The sequence below is a fragment of the Paraburkholderia sp. TE9906 genome (genome assembly GCF_056279605.1).
In genome coordinates this window covers 367,000-389,761 of the sequence record NZ_JBWCCT010000006.1, presented here as the reverse complement: position 1 = coordinate 389,761, position 22,762 = coordinate 367,000, and the positions used below count along the sequence as shown (strand labels likewise).

The window sequence follows — 22,762 nt, the reverse complement described above, 5'->3', positions numbered from 1 at the left end:
AGGAATTAAAACAACAGAATCGATGTTCCTTTTTGTTCGTTTACGGATAAATTGGTGTTAACCATACAATCGTGAAACAGTTTCACTCCCACCTCCTTACCGTATGCGTCTTAAATTCTTTCGCTACCTGAGTTTTTTCATCATTGTCGTAAGAATCATGTCAGCGTAACAGAAAGGTTATGGCCCGAGGAGGCGGCAGCAAGCCCGCCACATGGGCGGGGGAACCGATATGCTGTCGCGCATCGACGAATTCCTGAACCTTGAGACCGCGTGCAAAACGCGGTCGCGACGAGAGCCGCCATGAACATCGAACCGTCCGTTGTCGCCGCCTTCTCGCCCACCGGCAAGCTGCGCGCGTCGATCAATCTCGGCAATCCGATTCTTGCCAACAGACATCCGGAATCCGGCGAGCCGTTCGGCGTGTCCGTCGACCTTGCGCGGGCGTTTGCCGCGAAGCTCGGCGTCGAACTGGAACTGGTGGTTTTCGATGCCGCAGGCAAATCGGTGCAGGCCCTGAGCGAGGAGCGCGCCGATTTTGGTTTCTTCGCCGTCGATCCATTGCGCGGCGAGACCATCGCTTTCACGGCGCCGTACGTGTTGATCGAGGGCTTCTATCTCGTGAGCGACGACTCGCCCGTCAGAACGAATCAGGACGTCGACCAGGCGCACAACCGGGTCGCCGTCGGCAAGGGCAGCGCTTACGACCTGTTCCTCACGCGCGAACTGAAGGCGGCGCAAATCGTTCGCGCACCCACGTCGCCGACTGTCGTGCAAACGTTCCTTGAACAGAATCTCGAAGTGGCTGCCGGCGTCAAGCAACAACTCGAAACCGATGCGCTAAAAGTCTCCGGGCTGCGCTTGCTCGACGAACGATTCATGGTGATCCAGCAGGCGATGGGCACGCCTAAAAGTCGCGGCGCCGCGGCGGCGAACGTTCTGAGTCAGTTTGTCGAGGCAATGAAGGCGTCGGGATTCGTGGCCGAGTCGCTGGAGCGGCATGGGATCGTTGGCGCGTCGGTTGCGCCGGGGGCATAGCTGCGGCGCATGGTGCAGTGCGGGGCGTCTGCAAAGAAAACGCTGGCAGCGTGATGCGGCTCCCCTTCAAGACGCACCGGCCGCCACCAACGTGCTTCAAAGACGGAGCGGCCTCGCGCCGCCGCTCACTCGCTACGGGCAACGGCCAACGGTAAGCCCTCATCGAGCCAGCCGGTGATGCCACCGGTCATGACCTTGACCGGGCGGCCGAGTCGAGCGAGATTGATCGCGGCACGCGTTGCGCCGTTGCAGTGAGGGCCCGCGCAGTACGTGACGAACAGCGTATCGGGCGGATAGTCGACGAGCTTCGATGCCACGATCTTGCCGTGCGGCAGGTTCACGGCGCGAGGCACATGGCCGCCGGCGAAAAGCGCAGCGCCACGCACGTCCAGCAATACGAAATCGATCGAAAGCGGATCGTTGCTGGCCAGTGCCGCGTGGACGTCGGCGCAATCCGTTTCGAATGACAGCAACGTGCTGAAATGATCGAGCGCGGCAGCGCTATCGGCAGCAGGAATGGCTGAGACCGGGGACATTTAAAGCTCCTTTTGCGTGTAGTGTCACGAAGGATTGTCCCGTTCTCACGCACGATCGACCAGTGGCGCAATTGACAGATTCCGGTAACATCACGCCACCCTACCCCACCCCGTTTCCGCGCAGCCATAGCGGTTACGGCTGCGCCTCGATCGGTATCCTCAACACTTGGCCGGCGCCGCGGGTCCCGACGCATGCGTGTGCAGCTCGGGAGGCGTCGCGTTTCCGCCATGCGTTTCGAGAAATTTGCACGCATTGACGATGTCCGCGGCGAGCAGTTCCGCCACGTTCCGGTTGATGTGCGGCCGCACCACGACCCGCAGGCTCGTCACTTCCTCGGCATTGGGCGGCATCGAGTAAGCCGCTAGCACCCAGCCTTTCTCGCGCACCTTGTTCGACACATCGAACTCGTTGAAATTTTTTACTTTCTTGTCGAGCGTCACGGCGACCACCGGGATGCGCTGCGCGTCGTTCATGACGGTGAAATAGCCGCTATCCACGAGAATGCCCCGCAACGCAATGGCGTTGTCCAACGTGTGCTGCATGACTCTCCGATAGCCCTCAAAGCCCTGGCGAATGAACATGTAGTACTGCACCGCCACCTGGAACGCGTTACGGCTGAAATTCAACGTCGCGGTCGGCATTTCGCCGCCCAGGTAATTGACGTAGAAAACCAGTTCCTCGTTGAACACCTTGCGTTCGCGGAAAATGATCCAGCCGAGGCCAGGAGGCACGAGGCCGTATTTATGCCCCGACGCATTGATGGACAGCACGCGCGGCAACCGGAAGTCCCATTTGTAGTCGGGGTAAAGGAAAGGATTGACGAATCCCCCCGACGCGCCGTCGATGTGCATCGGAATCGAAATGCCGGTGCGCTTCTCGTAGTCGTCGAGCCAGTCGTGAATGCCCTGGATATCGTCGTCCTCGCCGGTGAAGGTCTGCCCCGCGATGGCCACGACGGCGATGGTATTTTCGTCGACGTACTTGTCGAGCTGTTCCGCCGTCAGCCGGTAGTTGCCGGGACTCAGCGGCACGATGCGCGGTTCGACGTCGAAGTAGCGCAGAAACTTTTTCCACACGATCTGCACGTTGCCGCCGGTGACCATATTCGGCCTGCTCGTGTCTTTTCCTTCCGCTTCCCTTTTCTTGCGCCAGTTCCACTTGTGCGCGAGACCGGCAAGCATGCACGCCTCCGACGAACCTACCGTCGCCGTGCCGTACGGCTCCACGCCTTTCGGCCCGTTCCATAGCTGATGCAGCCACTTGACCATCCGCGTTTCCATCGCAAACACCTGCGGATACATGTCGTGGTCGATGTAGTTCTTGAATATGTTGCGCCTGGCGGTCTCCGCGGCCTCCGGTTCAGCCCAGGTGGTCACGAACGACGACATGTTCAGCATCGGGTTCGCGTCGGTCCACTCGGCGCTGATGACGACAGCGGCGGCCGCGCGCGCGGACATGCCGTCCTTGGGAAATTCGTCCTCGGGAATCGGATAGTTGAACTCGTCATAAGGTGTGATCTTGTCGCTGGCCGTAGTCATCTGTCGCTCCTCGATGGATAAAGATTGGATGCGATGGCCGCCGTGGACGGCGTGATCGTCAGTCGGTCCGATGCCGGCTGCTGCAAATCGCTGTTCCTGTCGAGCTTGATGCCGGTCGCGGCGCCGTGGCACTCGACATATTCGGCAAGCAGTGTCCTGATGGCGCGACCTGTCTTCCGATAGCGGGAATCGGTCAGAGTCGCGAGCGAAAGCCGGCGCTCGTGTGCCGAGCCCATCCGACGATCGTTCCGCTACGTCGCCGGACGCTTCTGACCGCGCCGGCCTCGTTGCGCACGAAGGCCCGCGTTGTCAGAAGGACTGCGGGCGTGGCCGGCTTAAAGACAGGAGTTGATGTCGGCCGCGCCACCACTGGCATCACCGCCGCCGGCCCCAGGACGAAAGCCAACCCATGTCTTGCTGTTGCCCGACCACGAAGGCCGCACGAGGGCGGCGGCGCCACTCGGAGGCTGCTGCCCCGGCACATAGACGTCCATCGCCTGATTGTTCGCCACGATGACCTGCGATATGACCTGCTGTTGCGACCGGTTCGCCCATTTCTGAGCGATGCATTGCCAGACGGCGGAGACCGGCTGCTGACTTTCGCCGACCGTTTGTGCGTTCGGCGGCATCGGTGCGTTCGCACAGGCGGTCAAGGTGGCGGCAGTCACGACGAGAAGTGGTAACGATTTCATTTTTTCATCCCTCACTTGGATCCGCGTTTCTATCGGTGTGATGCTACGTTCCGGGAGCACGTGCTCTGGCCTCGAACGATTCGCATCGCTCGAACAATTCATGACATGCCCTCACTACAGGCACTTTTCAGTGCCGACTGGCAGTTATCGAACCTGAACGAGCCGCGCGATGGGCCTTGGTGTACGCCGCAGCGGCAGCCTTTCGAGCGTGACCCGCAGCAAGATGGGCGGCAGTTGCTTGTCGAGCATGCCGTCAATGAAAGTAACGCGCGCCTCTGAACTCTCTCCAGCCGGATGCGGCTGCCGATCCCAGCACAATGACGGCTATCGGCCGATGCGTAAATCGGCCTTTGGTCTTATACGTGCGAGCGTCGCGCCGTATGACGATTGAAGGCCTCGATCGTGGCGGTTTTTAACCATGGCGCGCTCGAAGCCGCACACTATAATTCCACTCGCATAGCGTGGAAGGTACGACACGGAACGGCCTGCATTTGCCGTCAAGCTCGATTGATATCGGCCCATCGACAGGAATGCCGTCCTGGCTCGGGGCACAAAGGTTACGCGATGGACCGCATCGTGAATCGACGGCTGGCTGCAGTGGTCATCGCCTTCGCATTGTGCGGTTGCGGGGCCGCCACGCTGCAGAGCGCAGGGGAACGCAGCTATAAGAGCCGCGCCGTGAATCGTGACGAAGGTGGCGTGCGCGTTTCCGCGTCGGTCCTGTCGGCGCAGGAAAGCGCGGAGGTGTACGGCGTGCCGCTCGCCGCAAAGGGCATTCAGCCAGTCTGGGTCGAGGTGCAGGACAACGACACGGCCAGCTATTTCCTGATGTCGCCGGGCCTCGACCCAAATTTCTTCCCGGCTTCCGAAGCCGCCGAGGCATTCGGCGAGAGCAATGGGCCTGGCGGCAAAGCCGAACTCGAACGGCGCTTTCGCGCGCTCGCTTTCCGTAATCCGGTCCGGCCCGGGCAAACCGTCTCGGGCTACGTGCTGACCAACCTCAGCGAGGGCGCGAAGCTCGTGCAGTTGGACCTCGTGGCGAGCGAACGGGCACGCACCTTCTCATTCCTGATGGTCGTGCCCGGCTTCTACGCCGACTACCACGTCAGCGAGGTTTTTCGGCGCGATATCTATCCGCCGGAAAAAATCGTCAACTACACGGATGACGACGCGTTTCGCGCCGCACTCGAAGCGCTGCCCTGTTGCACAACTAACGAAAGCGGTTCGAAGAACGGCGATCCGATCAACCTCGTCATCGTGGGTGGGCTGAACGACGCGTTTCCCGCACTGGTCCGCCGCGGCTGGAGTCCGACGGAACAGAAATGGTCCGGCGCGATCATGAAGACGGTGACCTCCGCGCTGTCCGGCGACCGTTACGTCAATGCGCCCGTCAGCGATCTTTACCTGTTCGGCCGCGCCCAGGACCTGGCCTTGCAGAAAGCGCGCGACACGATTCACCAGCGCAATCACCTGCGACTCTGGCTGAGCCCGATGCGCTATCACGACAAGCCCGTTTGGGTCGGCCAGATCAGCCGGGATATCGGCGTGCGTCTCACGTTTCATTCGCCGACGTTCACCACGCACAAGATCGACCCGGACGTCGACGAGGCGCGCACCGCGTTGACGGAAGACATGGCCTATTCGCAGAACCTCCAGAAGATCGGCTTCGTCAAGGGGGTGGGCGCCGCGCCGCCAGGCGCACCGAGCGAGAACCTCACCACCGATCCGTATTTCACCGACGGCTATCGCCAGGTACTCATCTTCGACCAGCAACCGACCGCGCTATCGGGAATCGAATTCCTGCCGTGGGAGTCCGACGCGAAGCTCAACACGCTGCCGCCGGGAGAGAAACGATGAGTGACTCGCGTTCTCTGCGTCGGGCATGCAAGCAGGCCGTGGGCTGCGTCATCCTCGCGTTCGTTCTCGCGGGCTGCACGACGTGGACGGCGCCGGCCAGTATCGACGATGCGCCGCTGCGCGAGCGCGCGGTGAACGAGTCGAAGCGGAATACGCGCGTCAGCGTGGCCGTGTTGGGATCGGATGACAGCAAGCGCATGTTCGGCGCCGATCTCAACAAGCACAACGTCCAGCCGCTGTGGGTCGAAGTGGAGAACCACACTTCGCAGCCCTTATGGTTGCTCCATTCCGGCACCGATCCCAACTACTTCTCTCCGCTCGAAGTCGCCTGGTCCATGCACACGCTGTTGGGCGGCGCGACGAATGCGGACATCGACAGCCATCTGAACCGGCTCGGCTTCAGAAATCCCGTTCCACCCGGCGAAACCCGCACGGGGATTCTGTTCACCAACCCGGACCGGCAGATCAAACTCGTCAATATCGATCTGCTCGGCGACAGGACGTTGATCCCCTTCTCGCTGTTTCTGCCGATCCCGGACGACGTCGTCGACCCGCGTCTCGTACTGACGCCGTTCCTGTACCCGGAAGCCGAGATCACCGACTATCACGACCTGGCTTCCTTGCGTGCCGCGCTCGAACGGTTGCCGTGCTGCGCGAGCGGCGAGCACGCGGCGGCGGCAGCCGATCCGTTGAACGCGGTCGCAATCGGCACGCTGGGTGACATCGGGGCGGCCCTGGTGCGTCGCAGCTACCGTCGCGACATGCGGAAGAACGACCTCGCGCAATGGGTGTTCGGGCGCCCGCCCGACGTCGTCCTGCGCAAGGAAGCGCAGACGGGCGCGCCGTCCACGTCGTTGCGCGCGTGGCTCACACCCATGCGCTTTAACGGCACGCCGGTTTATCTGGTGCAGGTCGGGCGGCCTGTCGGCGGCCGCTTCGCACACAACGACACGGACGGCGGCACGCTCCATGAGGACGTCGACGAAGCGAGAAACTTTCTGATTCAGGACATGATGTATTCGGGTGGTCTGGATAAGCTCGGCTTCGTGTACGGCGTAGGCTCATCCCCGCAGGTAGGCTCGCGCACCTCGCTAGACGGGGCGCGCTATCACACTGACGGACTGCGTGCCGTGATGTTCTTCGCGACGCGCCCGCTCAGTTTCACGAACGTGACGATTCTCGACTGGGTGCCCTACCTGGACCAGCGTGAGCCCGCCGCGCACGAGGAGAACGGCGATGCCGGAAAATAGCCCGCTCTGCGCGCGGCGTGGCCGCGTCGCGCTGCGCACGCTCATGCGGGCGCGTGCATGGGCCAATCGCCGGGCAGGGCTCGCTGCCTTGGCCTCCTGCGTGGCGCTCGCAGCGTGCGCGACGAAGCCGCTCGTTCCCTACTCGACCGACACGCCGCCCCTGATACTCGTTCCGGCGTCCTATGCAGGCGTAGAGGACAAGCGGGCGCGGTTTCGTGAAATCTACTGCGCGGTGCTCGAAGCGCACGGCGCAGCGCTTCCCGATTACCGCCCTTGCGAAAGCGCACTCACACGCGTCGGCACCGAACCGGCCGGCACCGGCGCGCCGGTCGCGCTGGGCCAGTCCACGCGGCACCTCGTTGCGGCGGTCGTCGCCGGCATCGGTTACGACTGCTTCAAACCGTGGCTGAACGCCCCCGGCACCGTTACGACCCAACTGCGGCAATCCGGATACGACGGCTTCATGCTCGAGGTCGACGGCTTATCGAGCTCCGCTCACAATGCACGACAGATACGCGATGCCATCATGGCGATGCCACCGCCGGACGGACCCGCGCGGCTCGTGCTGATCGGTTACTCGAAGGGGGCGCCGGACATCCTCGAAGCCGTCGTTGCCTATCCGGAGATCCGCAGCCGCGTGGCGGCCGTCGTCAGTGCGGCCGGGGCGGTCGGCGGCTCGCCGCTCGCCAACGACGCGCAGCAGTATCAGGCTGATCTGCTGCGGCACTTTCCGGGCGCGACCTGCACCTCGGGAGACGGCGGCGCCGTCGAGAGCCTGCGCCCCGCGACACGCAAGGCGTGGCTCGCGCAGAATCCGCTTCCGGGCGAGGTGCGGTACTACTCGCTCGTGACGTTCCCGGAGCCGCAGCGGATATCGTCGATACTCGAATCGAGTTACGAGAAGCTCGCGCGAATCGATACACGTAACGACAGCCAGGTGATCTTCTACGATCAGGTCGTACCCGGCAGCGCGTTGCTCGGCTACATCAATGCCGATCACTGGGCTTTGGCGGTGCCGATTGCCCGATCTCATGCCACGATCGGCGCGCTGTTCGTCACGCAGAACGCGTACCCCCGCGAAGCACTGACGGAGGCAATTCTGCGGTTTCTGGAGGAGGATCTGGCGGCAACCGGGAAGTGACACTAACCCGGCCGCCGGATCCAGCCGGACACCATCCCGCAAACCTGCCTTCAACGCATTGCCATGCGTGGTCAATGGTAGCGCCTCTTGCGGCCACAGATGCCATCCGATACCCGGTTATCGATCGTCCATCCCCATTCGACAGGTCCTTCGTCGGCTTGGGGCAGCCGGCGGGTTCCGGGTCGCGAATACCGTCCGCCCGTTGATCCGTGTCGCTCCCCTGCCACGCTGCCCCCAGACTCGACGGCCAGCGGATTGGAAATGCGCTAAATAAAAACCGCAAATTGCCGATAACATGTCCAGCCGCATTCCTACCGGCGGTTGGACCCAACATGCAGAGTTCATATAATTTTTGGCTCGTGGCCATCTCGTTCGTGGTCGCGACGCTGGCGTCGTACACAGCGCTCGATCTGACCGGCCGCATTTTCCTGCTGGCGTCGGCGCGGCTGCGGCACGCCTGGCGTGCGGGCGGCGCGGCGGCGCTCGGCGTCGGCATCTGGTCGATGCATTTCATCGCGATGCTCGCTTTTTCACTGCCTATCCCGCTCGGCTACGACGCCGCGACCACCGCCTTCTCGCTCGGGCTGGCGATCGGCGCGTCGTACCTCGCGCTGTGCATGACGACCCAGGTGCGGCTGACGCCTGCCCGCCTGCTGGCGGGCGGCGTGCTGATGGGGCTGGGCATCGCCGGTATGCATTACACGGGCATGGCGGCGCTGCAGATGACGCCGGGCATCCGTTATCAGCCGGCATGGTTCGCGGGGTCGCTGGTGATCGCGATTGGCGCGTCGAGCGCGGCGCTGTGGATGGCGCGCGTACTCAGTGACGACGAACAACGCCACGTCGTGCGCAAACGTTTCGCCGCGGCGCTGGTGATGGGCGTCGCGATCAGCGGCATGCACTACGCGGGCATGGCCGCCGCCGGCTTTGCGCCCGGCGCCCTATGCGGCGCGGCCAAAGGCGTGGATGCCGCCTGGCTCGCCACCTCGGTGATCCTGCTCACGTTCGCAATCCTGATCGTCACGCTGATGCTGTCGCGTTTCGGCGCGCGCGCCACCTTCCTCACCGGCGCGGTGTCGAGACTGAACGGGCAGATCGTGCGCCTCGCCACGCTCGACACCCTGACCGGACTACCGAACCGCAGCACGCTGACCGAGCGCATCGAACTCGCGCTGACCAACGCGCACCGTCAGCGCTCGCTGTTCGCGATCCTCTTCATGGATCTGGACGGCTTCAAGACCATCAACGACTCGCTCGGCCACTCGGCCGGCGACGCCGTGCTGTCCGCGTTCGCGCAACGCCTGCAGCAATGTGTGCGCGCGAACGACACCGTCGCGCGCCTCGGCGGTGACGAATTCGTCGTGCTGGCGGAAAACCTCGGCTCGCGTGAAGACGCGAGCGCGCTGGCCGAAGGCGTGCTCGAACGGATGCGCCGCGGCACGTGGACCGATTCGCAGCCGCTGCAGGTGATGCCGAGCATCGGTATCGCACTCTATCCGCCCGACGGCGACTCCGTCGAAACGCTGCTGAAGCACGCGGACGCAGCCATGTACGAAGCCAAGCGCGCGGGCCGCAGCACCTATCGCTTCTTCGAGCGCAGCATGAACGAGGCAGCCGTGCGCACGCTGCAGATTCAGAACGCACTGCACGACGGACTCGCCGCCGGCCATTTCTCGGTGCACTTCCAGCCGAAGTTTCACGGCGGCGGCGACTCGCTGGCGGGCGCCGAAGCGCTAATCCGGCTGCATGATCCGCAGCTTGGCGAACTGACGCCGCTCGAATTCATTCCGGTCGCCGAGCGCTCGGGCCAGATCGTCCAGATCGGCTACTGGGTCGTGCGCGAAACTTGCCGGCGGATTCGCGGCTGGATCGACCAGGGCCTGCCGCCAATGAAAGTCGCGATCAATCTTTCGCCGCGCCAGCTCCTGCAGCCAGATCTGATCGCGACCATGCTCGAGATCGTCAAGGCCGAAGGCGTCGCGTGCGAGCAGATCATGTTCGAAATCACCGAAACCGTGGCGATGCAGGACGCACCGCGCACCATCGAGATGATCCGCGCGTTTCAGGCGAGCGGCTTCGAGATCGCGATCGACGATTTCGGCACCGGCTATTCGAGCCTCGCCTATCTGCAACGTTTTCGCGTGAAGCAACTGAAGATCGACCGCTTCTTCACCAACGGACTCGACGAGCACGGCCCGGAAGGCAGCGCGATCGTCTCGGCGATCATCGCGCTCGCGCACTCGCTGGAAATGGACGTGGTGGCCGAAGGCGTCGAGACCGAATCGCAACTCGACATGCTCAGGTCGATGATGTGCGACGAGATGCAGGGCTTTCTGCTCGGCAAGCCCGTCAGCGCCGACGATTTCGGCGAACTGCTCAGAGGCAGGATGCTGGCGGTGTGAGCGTGCCGGTTGTTGAACCGCTGAGCGGGTTGATCGCACAGGCGTTCAAACGGCTGAGCGTCGAGCGCGACATGCTCGCCACGCTCGATCGCGGCGCGTGCGCACGCCTCGCGACGAGCCGCGCCGTGCGCGCACAGCGCGATGCGCTCATGCCGCACGGCGACGTCCGCGGCCACCACGACGCCGTGCCGCACGCTCCCTCGATGCCGGGCGCCGTTTGACCATTTGACACGCGGCGAGCCCGCCTAGCCGGCCTTGCGTTCCCTGCGCTCGTCGCGCATGGACTCGTCCAGCGAGACCAGGAGCGGCGCCGCCTGCACGGCCTGCGCGGCTTCCCGCTTGGTGAGCTTGCCATCGACCGACGCGCCGCAGTCCATCCGCAGTTGCTGGTAGTAGATGTTGCCGGTCACGTGCGCATTGCCCTGCAACTCGACGAAGTGATCCGCGATCAGATCGCCGACGATCCTGCCGTTGACCACCACGTCGTAGCCGTGCACGTTGCCCTCGATCGAGCCACGCTCGCTCAGCACCAGCAGCGTCTGGGCGCCGGGCGCGCCGCTGACGTTGCCTTTCACGTGGCCATCCATGCGCAGGCCCTCGCTGAACTGCAGGTCGCCCGTGATCCGCACGTCGTGGGCGATCAGGGTGGCGAGCTTGGTCTGTTCGATGCCCGCGCTTTTTTTCTTGCTGAACATAACGGTTTCCTCGGAATAAGAATGTTCGTCGCGTGATGCTGTCCGGGCAACGGGGGCGGGTTTGCGCTGTGCGCCCCCACTCACCGCCGCGCCGTCTGTGTCTTGCTCTGCCCCCGCAGAAACTGCAACTCGACATTGAGCCGCGCGACGTCGGCGGCGGCGCTGTCGGCCGACTTCTGCACCGCCGCGCGAGCCGCCGACTCCTGCGCCAGCGCAAGCCGCGCGCGGGCCAGTTCGGTCTGCTGTTGCCCTTCGTCGACGGATGCGGGCGCGCACCGGGCCGGCGGCATGCCGGCGCGCCGTGCGTCCCAGCCGGCCAGCGCCGCCGCGCCGAGCGCCGCGCTGAACGCACACGCCCCGGCCCACATGGCCACGCGCCGAGCCAGCGATCGCGCCGGCCGCAGCGTGTAGGTGCGCCCGCTCAGTGCGAGCGCGACGCGGTCAACCCGTCGGCCGTCCCAGCGCTCAGCCATGAGGCGCCGGCGCGAATAGCGCGAGGTAGTCGACCGGATTGACCGGCGCGCCGTTGACCAGCACTTCGAAATGCAGATGCGGGCCCGTCGAGCGTCCGGTCGAGCCGACGTCGGCAATGTGCTGACGCGGTAGCACCAGGTCGCCGACATGCGCGACGATTCGCGACGCGTGCCCGTAACGCGTCATGAGTCCGTTGCCATGATCGATTTCGACCGCGTTGCCATAGCCCGCTTTCTCGCCGGCGAACACCACGCGGCCGCCCGCCGCCGCCATGATCGGCGTGCCGGTTTTAGCGACCAGATCGATGCCCGGATGAAAACTCAAACGATGCGTGAACGGATCGCTGCGGTTGCCGAACGGCGAACCGAAGCGCGCGCCGTCGGCCGGCATGCGCCCCGGGAAAGCGGCGTAGGCGAGTTCGTGATCGGCGGTTTGCTGTTCGAGCGCCGACAGCGTCGCGGCGATGCAATCGAGCTGCCGGCGCGTGCGTTCGGCGTCGGCAGATCCGTGTGCAGACGGCACGATTTCGCTGCAGGGCCGCGGCGACAGCGCGGGGCCGCCCTCGCCGTCGGTGGCGGACAACTCCGCGTCGGACGCCGGCGCCAACGGAACGGGCGAAGCCAATGCGCGCGGCGCGGGCCGCGGCGTATTCAGACGTGCTTCGAAATCGCGCAAGGCGCCGACCTGCGTGGTCAGCCGCGCCATACGCGGCTCCATCTGCGCAACCGACGCGCTGAGCTTGCCGAGTTGATCGATCGCGTAATCGTGTTCGACGCGGCTTGCAGCCTGAGCACCGGACGCCTCATGCGCATCCCAGTGCATGCCAATCGCGACGCCCGCGGCGAGCGCCAGCGACGCCGCGCCGCAAGCCGCCCCCACCGCGACCGACAACGCCGTGCGGCGCGTGACGAAGCGGACCGAGCCGCTGGAAAGCTGACTACCGGCACTGAATACGGAAGCCATCACGGGCTCCCCGCGCACGAAGCGCAAGCGGCACGAAACCGTGCAAGCGAGTCGCGGCGCATGCCGCGGGACATCGGTGCGTCACTCGCGCCCGGCAGACGGCGCATGAAGGCACGGGACAGGAAATTGGCAAACAGGAATGGCTGCATTCGGCATGGGCCGGACACAGGCCGGCGGCAATAAAGGACCAGAAGGGCGCCGATTATCGCCTGGCTACGCCAAGCTTTATCTCAAATACAGAGCGGTGATTAGAGATGCCAAACACCGCTTGCAAGCCGTGCCTGGATGTGTCGCGATGACCGTCCTTTCGCCCGTGCCGCGCGACGATCCGATCAGGTCAATCGTTCGGCATCCTGTTCAATTGCACAGGGTCCGTCCAGCGCTTCGAGCCGCGCGGCGAGCACATCGCTCGCGCGCGTCATCGGCATGCGCAGTTCGTTGCGGATCAGCCCTTGCGCGGCGAGCAGCGCCTTCACCGGCGCCGGATTCGGCTCGGCGAACGCCGCCTGGATCAGCGGCACGAGATCGTGAAAAATGCGTCGCCCTTCGTCGAGCCGGCCCGCCGTCAGCGCGCGATACAGCGCGACGAAGCGCTCCGGCCGCAGATGCGCGGACGCCGCGATCGCGCCGCTGCCGCCCAGACAAACGGTGTTGAAGATCGCGATGTCCTCGCCGGCGAGCACCTGCAGGCGGCCGTCGCGAATCAGCGCGAGCGTGGTATCGAGCGAACCGGCGCAATCCTTCACGGCCTGAATCCGCGGATGCGCGGCGAGCGTCAGCAACGTATCGAGTTCGAGCCGCACACCGGTCCGGTACGGAATGTCGTAGAGCACGACCGGCTTGTCGCTCGCATCGGCGAGTGCGGTGAAATGACCGACGATCCCCGCTTGCGACGGCCGGATGTAATACGGCGCGGCAATCAGTACGCCGGCGATCGGTAGCGTGTTGAGTTGCTGGATGCGCTCGCGCATGCTCGCCGTGTGATTACCCGATACGCCGACCACCACCGGCAACGCCCGCGCACCGTCCGCACCACGAGCCACGGCTTGCGCGGCGTCGAGAATCGTTGCCAGCACGGCGTCCTGCTCGGCGGCATCGAGCGCGGCGGGCTCGCCGGTCGTGCCGAGCGCGACCAGCCCGGCGACGCCCGCACCGGCATAGCGGCGCACCAGCGCGCGCAACGCGGCGTGATCGACGGCGCCGTCGGCGAACGGCGTAATGAGCGGAATCCAGATACCCGAAAAATCAGACATGTTTCTACCTCGATGACGCGACCGTATCGATTCCGTTCAGCGGTACGAGGGAAACATTCAGGACAGGCCGCAGGCGGGCGGTGACCGGCTATTCCGTCGCACATCTGACGACGGAACAGCGTGCTCCGGTCAGATGAGCGGCTGTTTTTTGGCTTTGGCGCCAACATTCGGGCGGTTCGCGCTGCTGCGAACGCGCAACTCGTCCGCGCGCATCCCCGCCGCGCTAGTGAAAGCGTCGTGTGCGAGGGTCGACAGGCGGAGTCGGAACGTGGGGCCGGATTGCATGAACCGCAGTGTAACCGGCTGCGGCGCCGTCTGGCAAAGCCATCTCGAAAAGCGCTTGACTTCTCCTGCAGGCCAACTAATATACGCACCGCGTACATCCGCCACCACTCCCTTCCCCGACAGGTGCCTCCATGAGCGTCCCGCAACAAGCCTTCCTACGCGACGCGATGCGCCGCCTGAACATGACGCGCGACACGTTCGCAAGCCGCATCGGTGTTTCGCGCCGGGCGCTCGACACGTGGCTTCTGCCGGACGACTCGCAGGAATCGCGGGCCATGCCGGAGATCGTCGAGCGCTTCGTGTCGGAGATCGTGGTGCACGGCGACCCCGGCGAAAAATATACGCAGAGCGTAGATTCACAATCGCTTGCCAGCCAGATGCTGTTCGAAGGCCGGCCCCAACTGTTGTCGGTCGATCAGTTCTCGCGCGACTCGGTGGAGGCGCTGTTCCGGGTGGCCGACATCATGCAGCCCATCGCGCGACGCCGGAAAATCTCCCGCGTGCTCGAAGGCGCGGTGCTCGGCAATCTGTTCTTCGAAGCCAGCACGCGCACCCGCGTGAGCTTCGGCGCGGCCTTCTGCCGGCTGGGCGGCTCGGTGTGCGATACCACCGGCTTCACGTTTTCGTCGATGGCCAAGGGCGAGTCGATCTACGACACGAGCCGCGTGATGAGCGGCTACGTCGACGCCTTGGTGATCCGCCATCCGGAGCAAGGCTCGGTGGCCGAATTCGCGCGCGCGACCAACGTGCCGGTGATCAACGGCGGCGACGGCCCCGGCGAGCATCCGAGCCAGGCGCTGCTCGATCTCTACACGATCCAGCGGGAGTTTTCGCGTCTGGGGAAAATCGTCGACGGCGCGCATATCGCGCTGGTCGGCGACCTGAAGTACGGGCGCACCGTGCATTCGCTGGTGAAACTGCTGGCGCTGTACCGCGGCATCAAATTCACGCTGATTTCGCCGCCGATGCTCGAAATGCCCGGCTACATCATCGAGCAGATTTCGCGCAACGGCCACGTGATCGAGCAGACTCACGACCTCGCCAACGGCTTGCGCGGCGCCGACGTGGTGTACGCGACGCGCATCCAGAAAGAGCGCTTCACCGACGAATCGTTCGAAGGCTACACGCCCGATTTCCAGATCAATCAGGCGCTGGTAGACAGCGTATGCGGCGCCGACACGCTGATCATGCACCCGCTGCCGCGCGACAGCCGGCCCGGCGCGAACGACCTGAGCGTGGATCTGAACCACGACGCGCGGCTGGCGATTTTCCGGCAGACCGACAACGGCATTCCGGTGCGGATGGCGATTTTCGCGGTGCTGCTGGGCGTCGAAAAGCTGGTTCAGCATTCGATGCGCGACGCCGCGTGGCGCCCGCCCGCGTATCTCGGCCCGGATGACGCGGTGTTTCACGGCATCGACTGAAGGCCACGGCGCGGTACTCGAATTCGCGCGTTCAGCTCGCGGCGCTGGTGAGGTTGCCTGCCGCGGTGCCAGCCATGCGCGCGTGCCTGAACGCGCTGGCGAAGAACAGCACCTGATACTGCACCGCGTTTGACCAGTACGCCCAGGTGTGGCCGCCGGGCCGCTCGGCGTAGTCATGCGGCACGCCGAGTTCGACGAGCCGCTCGTGCAGCATGCGATTCGACTGCACCAGCGAATCGTTCACGCCGCAGTCGATCGTCAGCGCGATATGCGCGTCGTCGAAACTGCGCGCATTCTCGACGATCGCCTCGCTGTTCCAGAAGCCCGCATCGCGGGCCGGGTCGCCGAATACCTGCTCGATGCCGGGTTCGTCCTCGGAGCCGCGCGGGTCCACCGCGCCGCTGATGCTGCCTGCGGCGCCGAATTCATCCGGCCGGCCCAGCGCGATATGCAGCGCGCCGAATCCGCCCATGCTCAGGCCGGTAATCGCGCGCGCCTCTTTCGTCGCAATGGTGCGGAAGTGCGCGTCGACGTAAGCCACCACTTCCGTGCCCACGTAGGTCTCGTAACGGCTGCGCGGATTGACCGGACTGTCGATGTACCAGCTTTCATGACCGCCGTCTGGCATCACTAGAATCACGTGATAGCGGTCGGCCAGCTTGCCGATGGGCGAATTCGTAGCCCAGTCGGTGTAGTCGCCGCCGGAACCGTGCAACAGGTAGACGACGGGAAAGCGATTGGCCGTATTGCCTTGCGCATATTGATCGGGCAGCACCACCGTCGCCTCGAACGACTCGTGCATCGCCGCGCTGGGAATGGTGACGACCCGCGACTCATAAGCCCATGCGGGCGCCGTGACGAGCAGCGTCAGAATGAGCCAGAACGCACGAACTGGATTCACGGTGTCGCTCTCCCTGTCTAGGTGTCCGAAGAACACTACCCGGCATGCGGCGGCCTGCTTGCGTCGACGACTCTAGCAATAGCGACTTACAACCAAATTTCAGCGCAACCTACGATCCCTTCAGAGTGAAGCCCGCACACGCTCACGCGCAGGGAGGAGCGAACGTTCGCCCCTGCCTGCCCGGCCTATTCGACATGCGCGGCGAAGCCGACCCGATCCGGCGCCAGATCGTCGCGCAGCGTCAGTTCAGGAATCGCATACGCGCCGCCGTTCTGCTGCCGGAACGGTATCGGCTGGGTGGTCCAGAGATCGTCGAGTCTTTGGCCCAATGCTTCGCGAACCTCGGCATAGTTCGCCTCGTCGATTCTGCTCGTGCGATAAACCACGAACGGCGGCAACACGTCGAAACCGGGGTAATACAGGACGCCGTGCTGAATCGGGAATAGCACGTCGTCCATCGGACCATTGATGCCGCGCGCACTGTAGTGCGACTCCCAGCCGCCCGTCGTGACCACCAGCATGGCGCGCTTGCCGGCGAACCTGCCCTCGCCATAACGCTCGCCCCAGCGCGCGTCGGAGTGCTCGCCGACGCCGTACGCAAGGCCGTATGCATAGACGCGCTCCACCCAGCCCTTGAGGATGGCCGGCATCGAGAACCACCAGAGTGGAAATTGCAGGATCACCGCGTCCGCCCACATCAGCTTCTCCTGCTCGCGGACGATGTCCTCGCTCTGCAGGCCATTCTCGAACGCATGCTTCGACTCGCGGGACGGATAGAAGCGCTCGCTGGCTTGCCGCTCGATGCTGTCGTGCGCATCGAGCGAGGCTTTCCACTGCATCGCGTACAGGTCGGAAACCTGCACGACGTGGCCCGCGTCTTCGAGCCGCTTGACTGCAAAATCCTTGAGCGACCCGTTCAACGATTTCGGTTCAGGGTGCGCGTAAACAAGCAGAACTTTCATGACCGTGCTCTCTTTCGTGATTGAATGACATCACGATAGATTCCGCTCCGGTATATTGGAAATGAATTCCCAATATATCTGGTATTGCGATGGTTAATCTACGAACACTCGACCTCAACCTGCTCGTCACGCTCGATGTGCTTCTGTCGGAGCACAACGTGACGCGCGCGGCCGAACGCCTGAACTTCTCGCAGCCGTCAGTCAGCGTGCATCTGGCCAAACTGCGGGAGGTGTTCGGCGATCCGCTGCTGCTGCCCGGGCCGCGCGGCATGCGGCCCACCGCGCGCGCCGAGGCCTTGCGCGAACCGCTGCGCGAGGCGCTAGAAGCGCTCGAACGCGCGGTCGCCCCGGCGAGCCCGTTCGATCCGGCGGTGGCCACCCACACGTGGCGCGTCGCCGCGAGCGATTACGCGGAGTCGACGATCATCCTGCCCGCGCTGGCCGGCATGCGCGCGGCGGCGCCGGGCACGCGCCTCGCCGTCGTCGAAGCGGCGCCGCTGCGCATCGCGAAACAGGCCGAACGCGGCGAGATCGATCTGGCCTTTCACACGAGCGAAGGCTCGCCCGAAGGATTGCGCCGGCGTGTGCTATTTGCGGAGCGCTATGTGCTGGCGGGCCGCGCGGATCATCCGCGGCTCAAGCGCCGGCCGACGCTCGCGCAGTTCTGCAAGCTCGACCATGTGATCGTGTCGCCGGTGGGCGGCGGCTTTGTCGGCGTCACCGACGAAGTGCTCGCGAAAGCGGGACTCACCCGCAAAGTGGTGCTTTCGGTACCGCATTTCCTGTTCATGCTGTCGGTGCTGGCGAGCACCGACCTCGTCGGCATGCTGCCCGCGCGGCTCGCGCGCGACTGCGGCGCGCTGCGCATGGTCGAGCCGCCCGTCGACGTGCCGGGCTACGAGATGGCGATGCTCTGGCATGAGCGTTCGCATCGAGACCCGGCGCATCAATGGTTGCGGGAGCACGTCGCGGGGTCGGTGTGACGACGCTTAGCCTTTGGCGCTGCCGATCGCATTCAGCTGGGCGAGCACGTCACCGCTCAGATTCAGGCGCGCCGCCGCCAGGTTCTCGCGCAGATGCCCAGGCGAAGACGTACCAGGGATCAGCAGAATGTTAGGTGCCCGACGCAACAGCCACGCGAGCGCCACCTGCATCGGCGTCGCGCCGAGCGTCTGCGCGATGTCCGATAGCGCCGACGACTGGATCGGCGTAAATCCGCCAAGCGGAAAGAACGGCACGTAAGCGATGCCCTTGTCGGCGAGCTCGTCGATCAAGGCGTCGTCGTCGCGATGCACGAGGTTGTAGTGGTTCTGCACGCAGACCACCTCCGCAATGCGCCGCGCCTCGTCGATTTGCGCGGCGGTCACATTGCTCAACCCGATATGACGCACGAGCCCGCGCTGCTGAAGCTCGGCGAGCGCCGTCACCGGCTTTTCGATCGAGCCTTCGGAGGGCGCGTGCACGCTGCCCATGATGCGCATGTTGACGACTTCCAGCACGTCGAGGCCGAGGTTGCGCAGGTTGTCGTGCACGCCGCGCTCGATATCCGCGGGTTCGAACGCCGGCAACCACGCGCCGTCGTCGCCACGCGTCGCGCCTACTTTCGTGACGATCACGAGATCGTCCGGGTACGGATGCAGGGCTTCGCGAATCAGCTGGTTGGTAACGTGCGGCCCGTAAAAGTCGCTCGTATCGATGTGGTTCACACCCGAGGCCACCGCCTCGCGCAGCACCGCGAGCGCCGTGGCGCGATCTTTCGGCGGCCCGAACACGCCTGGGCCGGCAAGCTGCATCGCCCCGTACCCCATGCGCCGCACCGTGCGGCCGGCAAGCGAAAAGCTATCCGTGAAACTGACATTCGACATGACGCGCTCCTTGATGAGTGGATGAACGGCAGTATCGCCGGGATTGCGTTGTTAAATAAACAGGTCTAACGTGTACGGGTTGTTTAAAAATGTGAACAATCGCAATGGAATTGAACGACCTGGCCGCCTTCGTCTCCGTCGCCCGGGCGGGCGGCTTTCGCGACGCGGCGCGCAGCGCCGGCGTGTCGGCATCGAGTCTGAGCATCGCCGTGCGCCGCCTGGAGAGCAAACTCGAGCTGCGTCTCCTGAACCGCACCACGCGCAGCGTCGCGCCGACGGAGGCCGGGCTGCGCCTGATCGAAAAGCTGACGCCGCTGTTCGGCGAAATGGAAGCGGCGCTGGATGTCCTCAACGGCTTCAGGGACACGCCGACCGGCACGCTCAAACTGAACGTGCCGTCGAGCACGGCGCGCATCGTCCTGCCGAACGTCATCGCATCCTTCCTGAAGCAGTACCCGGATATCCGCGTCGAAGTCGTGGTCGAGGACGGCTTCGTCGACGTGCTGTCGATCGGCTGCGACGCCGGCATTCGCTATGACGAACGCCTCGAACAGGACATGATCGCGATCCCGATCGGACCACGCGTGCAGCGCTTCGCGACAGCCGCGGCCCCGGCCTATCTCGACGCACACGGACGCCCCGAGCATCCGCGCGAGTTGCTCTCGCATGCGTGCTTGCGCGGCCAATTTGCCGGCGGCGCCACACCGACCTGGTACTTCGAGCGCGACGGCGAAGTGCTGCAATTGAATCCGTCTGGACCCCTGATCGTGCGGCCAGGCGCAGCGATCGATCTTGCGGTCAGTTGCGCGGTGGCAGGCGTCGGCGTGATCCATCTGTTCGAAGACATGCTGCGTGCGCCACTCGACAGCGGCGCGCTGGAGCCCATTCTGGAGCCGTGGTGGCAGCGCTTTTCGGGGCCCTTTCTCTACTATCCCGGCGGCCGCCACATGCCGGCGCCGTTGCGCGCGTTCGTCGATTTCGTGAAGGCGGGCAATGCGGGTGGTCAGACGGATTGAGCCGCGCGCGCCCGGCATCTCAACGCGTGCGCTTGCACAGTTGCGCGACCATCGCCAGAAAGCGCTCCGCGCCGACCGGCTTGCGCACGCACACGTCCCAGTTCTTCCCGTCGGCTTCGAGCGGCGGGACCGCGGTATGAACGACGATGGGCACATTGGCGAATCCCGGCAGCGCCCGCAGACGCCGGCACAATTCTGCGCCGTCCATGACCGGCATCGTCCAGTCGGTGATAACCAGGTCGGGAACGTGCGCTGCCGAGCGCGCCATCGCCTCGGCGCCGTTGCTCGCGCAACCCACCTCATAACCTTCACGTTCGAGAATCAGGCGCCACGCCGCGAGGATTTCCGGCTCGTCGTCCACCAACAGGATTGAATGCATCAGGATCGCCGGGTTGATTGTCTTGCTCGTCTGCGGATGGCGCCGCAACAAATGTTCCGCTCATGGAGAATGCGGTGATAATGAACCGGATGACTGGCTTGAACGGCGCGTGGCAAGTCCAGGTGAGCACAGCGCCTGCTGGTCGGGTCTCTCAATCACTCCAGCGGACAGCTTGTTTCTCCAAAGTGCGGCGATGTGCCCGCAACCGATATGTCCGCAGTGATTTGAGCCTTTGCGCATTGTAGAAACTTCACCCCTGCGTTCCAGTCATGACCGACACCCGCGTGAGCCCGCTGCGCAATTTCGCCGACTTCGTCCGCTCGGAGCGACTCCGGCTCACCGAGCAATGGATGAACGCCGTGGCGAGCGACCTCGATCTCGTTGAAGCCGACAAGCTCACGTACCAGCAACTCGCCGATCATCTGCCGGAGATTCTGGAAGGACTCTGCGCGGCGCTCGATAGCGAAGATCTGGAGCGCGTCGAAACATCGATCGAACGCAACGCGAAAAAGCACGGCAACGTGCGGTGGCGCCAGGGCTACCGGATCGAGGAGCTCGTACGCGAACTCGACCTCTTCCATCAGGTGCTCGACGAGGCGCTCGAAGCGTTCGCGCAACAGGACAGCACGTTCACGCGCCGTCATGAAAACCGCGCGCGGCGGCTGATCACCGAAGCGTTCAGCATGGTGTCGTACACGTCGATCAAGGAAGTAGTCAGCGAGCGTGACCGCAAGATCGACGAATACACCGGCCAACTCGAACGCGCGAACCATGAGTTGATACTGAAACAGCGGCTGGTGGGCGAGCTGCACGAATCGCGGATGCAGATCACGCGCAGCGTGGTGCACGACCTGCGTAATTTCCTCAATGCGTTTTCCATCGCACTGCAACTGATCGCGCGAGCGCCATCGAAGGCCGATACCGCGTTGGCGCTCGCGAACCGGCAGGCCGACGACATGAAGCTGCTGGTCGATCAGATGGTCGAGTATGCGGTCATGCTCGGCGACGGCGCGCCGCTCGTACTCGAACAGGTCGAGCCGCGCGAGCTTTACGACGAACTGGTCACGTCCACGCGTCCGTTGATCGAGGCCAAAGGGCTGACCTTGCGCGCATCGTGCGACCCGGCGTTGCACACGGTCACGTCCAATCGTCTCAAGCTGAAACAGATCGCGGTCAATCTGCTGTCCAACGCGACCAAGTACACCAAGTCGGGGCAAGTCGAACTGCAGTTCGCCATGGCCGGCACAGAGCACTGGACGATTCGTGTGTCCGATACCGGTGTGGGCATCGCGGCTTCGGACGCGGAGCGCGTGTTCGACGAATTCGAGCGCGCCGCGGGCGAGGATATTCCAGGCACGGGCCTGGGTCTCTCGATCGTCAAGGAGTTGTGCCGCATGTTGAATGGGCAGATCGATTTCGTGTCCCGCGAGGGCGTGGGGACGGCGTTCGATATCCGCTTTCCGGTGGTGCTCGAACAAACGCAATGAGGTCTAAGCGGTGGCGGCATCGCACCGCACACGTTCCGTTAAACTGCTCGAACTCAAAGCGCAGCAAGCCTGCGCTACGTCGAAACAGCCCACGACTACGCGCGAATGATCCACATCCACACCGCCCGCTTCCCGGAACAGCTCGACGCCGTCCGGGCCATCTTTCGTGAATACGCCGAGAGTCTGGGCATCGATCTCTGCTTCCAGGATTTCGATTCCGAACTGGCCGACCTGCCCGGCAAATTCGCTGCGCCCCGCGGCCGCGTGCTGCTCGCTTATCAGGAAGCGGATATCGTCGGCTGCGTCGCGGTGCGCCCGCTCGATGACACGACCTGCGAGATGAAGCGTCTGTATGTCCGTGCGTCGGGTCGCGGTTTGCAGGCCGGTAAGCAATTGGCGATACGCATTTGCGCGGTGGCAAGAGAGTCGGGCTATCGCCGCATCCGCCTCGACACGCTGCCGAGCATGCACGCGGCGCTGCGGCTTTATGCATCGCTGGGTTTTGAACCCATCCCTGCTTACGTGTTCAATCCGATCCCCGGCGCGATATTTCTGGAGTGCGATCTGACTCGCCATCCCCAGGAAGATCAGCCGGTTTAGTCGTGC

General features: G+C 64.2%; 23 protein-coding genes. 11 read left to right on the top strand and 12 right to left on the bottom strand.

Going from position 1 to position 22,762, the window contains the following annotated elements; translation table 11 throughout:
- The first annotated feature begins 300 nt into the window (after positions 1 to 300).
- On the top strand, positions 301 to 1,035 hold the full coding sequence (locus tag ACZ9H4_RS18655) for an ABC transporter substrate-binding protein (protein WP_476120181.1): 735 nt from the start codon (positions 301 to 303) through the stop codon (positions 1,033 to 1,035).
- A gap of 125 nt (positions 1,036 to 1,160) precedes the next feature.
- Here ACZ9H4_RS18655 and ACZ9H4_RS18650 read toward each other — a convergent pair whose 3' ends face one another.
- The 4 genes from ACZ9H4_RS18650 to ACZ9H4_RS18635 form a co-directional block, all read right to left on the bottom strand.
- Positions 1,161 to 1,571: a rhodanese-like domain-containing protein gene (locus ACZ9H4_RS18650; protein ID WP_408153139.1), complete on the bottom strand. Its 411-nt coding sequence runs from the start codon at positions 1,569 to 1,571 to the stop codon at positions 1,161 to 1,163.
- 159 nt (positions 1,572 to 1,730) lie between these two features.
- Positions 1,731 to 3,110 (bottom strand): glutamate decarboxylase, encoded by a 1,380-nt coding sequence (gad, locus tag ACZ9H4_RS18645; protein ID WP_408142741.1) that lies wholly within the window; start codon positions 3,108 to 3,110, stop codon positions 1,731 to 1,733.
- Positions 3,107 to 3,346: a hypothetical protein gene (locus ACZ9H4_RS18640; RefSeq protein WP_476120179.1), complete on the bottom strand. Its 240-nt coding sequence runs from the start codon at positions 3,344 to 3,346 to the stop codon at positions 3,107 to 3,109. The genes gad and ACZ9H4_RS18640 overlap by 4 nt, the downstream gene beginning before the upstream one ends.
- Before the next feature lie 99 nt (positions 3,347 to 3,445).
- Positions 3,446 to 3,802 carry a hypothetical protein gene (locus ACZ9H4_RS18635; RefSeq protein WP_408142883.1) on the bottom strand — a complete coding sequence of 119 codons (357 nt, stop codon included), beginning with the start codon at positions 3,800 to 3,802 and terminating at the stop codon, positions 3,446 to 3,448.
- Between the two features lie 564 nt (positions 3,803 to 4,366).
- On the opposite strand from ACZ9H4_RS18635, the gene ACZ9H4_RS18630 reads away from it, so the two are divergent.
- From ACZ9H4_RS18630 to ACZ9H4_RS18610, 5 genes are all read left to right on the top strand, one after another.
- Entirely contained in the window at positions 4,367 to 5,659 is a 1,293-nt protein-coding gene (locus tag ACZ9H4_RS18630) for an LssY C-terminal domain-containing protein (RefSeq protein ID WP_408324053.1), read from the top strand.
- Positions 5,656 to 6,909: an LssY C-terminal domain-containing protein gene (locus ACZ9H4_RS18625; RefSeq protein WP_476120177.1), complete on the top strand. Its 1,254-nt coding sequence runs from the start codon at positions 5,656 to 5,658 to the stop codon at positions 6,907 to 6,909. The genes ACZ9H4_RS18630 and ACZ9H4_RS18625 overlap by 4 nt, the downstream gene beginning before the upstream one ends.
- Before the next feature lie 43 nt (positions 6,910 to 6,952).
- Entirely contained in the window at positions 6,953 to 8,050 is a 1,098-nt protein-coding gene (locus tag ACZ9H4_RS18620; protein WP_408142885.1) for a hypothetical protein, read from the top strand.
- A gap of 332 nt (positions 8,051 to 8,382) precedes the next feature.
- The gene (locus ACZ9H4_RS18615; RefSeq protein ID WP_408142746.1) at positions 8,383 to 10,452 is read left to right on the top strand and encodes a putative bifunctional diguanylate cyclase/phosphodiesterase; all 2,070 of its coding nucleotides are present in this window, start codon (positions 8,383 to 8,385) and stop codon (positions 10,450 to 10,452) included.
- Between the two features lie 2 nt (positions 10,453 to 10,454).
- Positions 10,455 to 10,673, top strand: a complete 219-nt coding sequence (locus ACZ9H4_RS18610; protein WP_408142747.1) for a hypothetical protein — start codon at positions 10,455 to 10,457, stop codon at positions 10,671 to 10,673.
- Positions 10,674 to 10,697: 24 nt separating this feature from the next.
- On the opposite strand, the gene ACZ9H4_RS18605 is transcribed toward ACZ9H4_RS18610, so the two are convergent.
- The 4 genes from ACZ9H4_RS18605 to dapA all read right to left on the bottom strand — a co-directional run bounded on the left by ACZ9H4_RS18605 (position 10,698) and on the right by dapA (position 13,837).
- Positions 10,698 to 11,147: a bactofilin family protein gene (locus ACZ9H4_RS18605; protein ID WP_476120174.1), complete on the bottom strand. Its 450-nt coding sequence runs from the start codon at positions 11,145 to 11,147 to the stop codon at positions 10,698 to 10,700.
- Between the two features lie 80 nt (positions 11,148 to 11,227).
- A complete protein-coding gene (locus ACZ9H4_RS18600) occupies positions 11,228 to 11,620 on the bottom strand; it encodes a hypothetical protein (RefSeq protein WP_408153144.1) in 393 nt (130 codons plus the stop codon).
- A complete protein-coding gene (locus ACZ9H4_RS18595) occupies positions 11,613 to 12,584 on the bottom strand; it encodes a M23 family metallopeptidase (protein ID WP_476120172.1) in 972 nt (323 codons plus the stop codon). Before ACZ9H4_RS18595 ends, ACZ9H4_RS18600 begins: the two co-directional genes overlap by 8 nt.
- Before the next feature lie 332 nt (positions 12,585 to 12,916).
- Positions 12,917 to 13,837, bottom strand: a complete 921-nt coding sequence (dapA, locus tag ACZ9H4_RS18590) for a 4-hydroxy-tetrahydrodipicolinate synthase (RefSeq protein ID WP_408142754.1) — start codon at positions 13,835 to 13,837, stop codon at positions 12,917 to 12,919.
- 416 nt (positions 13,838 to 14,253) lie between these two features.
- Between dapA and ACZ9H4_RS18585 the strand changes: the two genes are divergently transcribed.
- A complete protein-coding gene (locus ACZ9H4_RS18585) occupies positions 14,254 to 15,546 on the top strand; it encodes an aspartate carbamoyltransferase (RefSeq protein ID WP_408142756.1) in 1,293 nt (430 codons plus the stop codon).
- Positions 15,547 to 15,577: 31 nt separating this feature from the next.
- On the opposite strand, the gene ACZ9H4_RS18580 is transcribed toward ACZ9H4_RS18585, so the two are convergent.
- Positions 15,578 to 16,447, bottom strand: coding sequence for an alpha/beta hydrolase (locus tag ACZ9H4_RS18580; protein ID WP_408142758.1), 870 nt, complete (start codon positions 16,445 to 16,447; stop codon positions 15,578 to 15,580).
- A 185-nt stretch (positions 16,448 to 16,632) separates the two neighbouring features.
- A complete protein-coding gene (locus ACZ9H4_RS18575) occupies positions 16,633 to 17,409 on the bottom strand; it encodes an NAD(P)H-dependent oxidoreductase (protein WP_408142760.1) in 777 nt (258 codons plus the stop codon).
- Between the two features lie 89 nt (positions 17,410 to 17,498).
- Here ACZ9H4_RS18575 and ACZ9H4_RS18570 point away from each other — a divergent pair, with 89 nt between their 5' ends.
- Positions 17,499 to 18,392: a LysR family transcriptional regulator gene (locus ACZ9H4_RS18570; protein WP_476120169.1), complete on the top strand. Its 894-nt coding sequence runs from the start codon at positions 17,499 to 17,501 to the stop codon at positions 18,390 to 18,392.
- 6 nt (positions 18,393 to 18,398) lie between these two features.
- On the opposite strand, the gene ACZ9H4_RS18565 is transcribed toward ACZ9H4_RS18570, so the two are convergent.
- Positions 18,399 to 19,274 carry an aldo/keto reductase family oxidoreductase gene (locus ACZ9H4_RS18565; RefSeq protein ID WP_408153149.1) on the bottom strand — a complete coding sequence of 292 codons (876 nt, stop codon included), beginning with the start codon at positions 19,272 to 19,274 and terminating at the stop codon, positions 18,399 to 18,401.
- A gap of 104 nt (positions 19,275 to 19,378) precedes the next feature.
- Here ACZ9H4_RS18565 and ACZ9H4_RS18560 point away from each other — a divergent pair, with 104 nt between their 5' ends.
- Entirely contained in the window at positions 19,379 to 20,290 is a 912-nt protein-coding gene (locus ACZ9H4_RS18560) for a LysR family transcriptional regulator (protein ID WP_408153150.1), read from the top strand.
- 19 nt (positions 20,291 to 20,309) lie between these two features.
- Here the strand turns inward: ACZ9H4_RS18560 and ACZ9H4_RS18555 are convergent, their stop codons facing one another.
- Positions 20,310 to 20,669: a response regulator gene (locus tag ACZ9H4_RS18555; protein WP_408142766.1), complete on the bottom strand. Its 360-nt coding sequence runs from the start codon at positions 20,667 to 20,669 to the stop codon at positions 20,310 to 20,312.
- Positions 20,670 to 20,938: 269 nt separating this feature from the next.
- Here ACZ9H4_RS18555 and ACZ9H4_RS18550 point away from each other — a divergent pair, with 269 nt between their 5' ends.
- Positions 20,939 to 22,156 (top strand): sensor histidine kinase, encoded by a 1,218-nt coding sequence (locus tag ACZ9H4_RS18550; protein WP_408324068.1) that lies wholly within the window; start codon positions 20,939 to 20,941, stop codon positions 22,154 to 22,156.
- A 105-nt stretch (positions 22,157 to 22,261) separates the two neighbouring features.
- Positions 22,262 to 22,756, top strand: coding sequence for a GNAT family N-acetyltransferase (locus ACZ9H4_RS18545; protein ID WP_408153152.1), 495 nt, complete (start codon positions 22,262 to 22,264; stop codon positions 22,754 to 22,756).
- Positions 22,757 to 22,762: the final 6 nt, after the last annotated feature.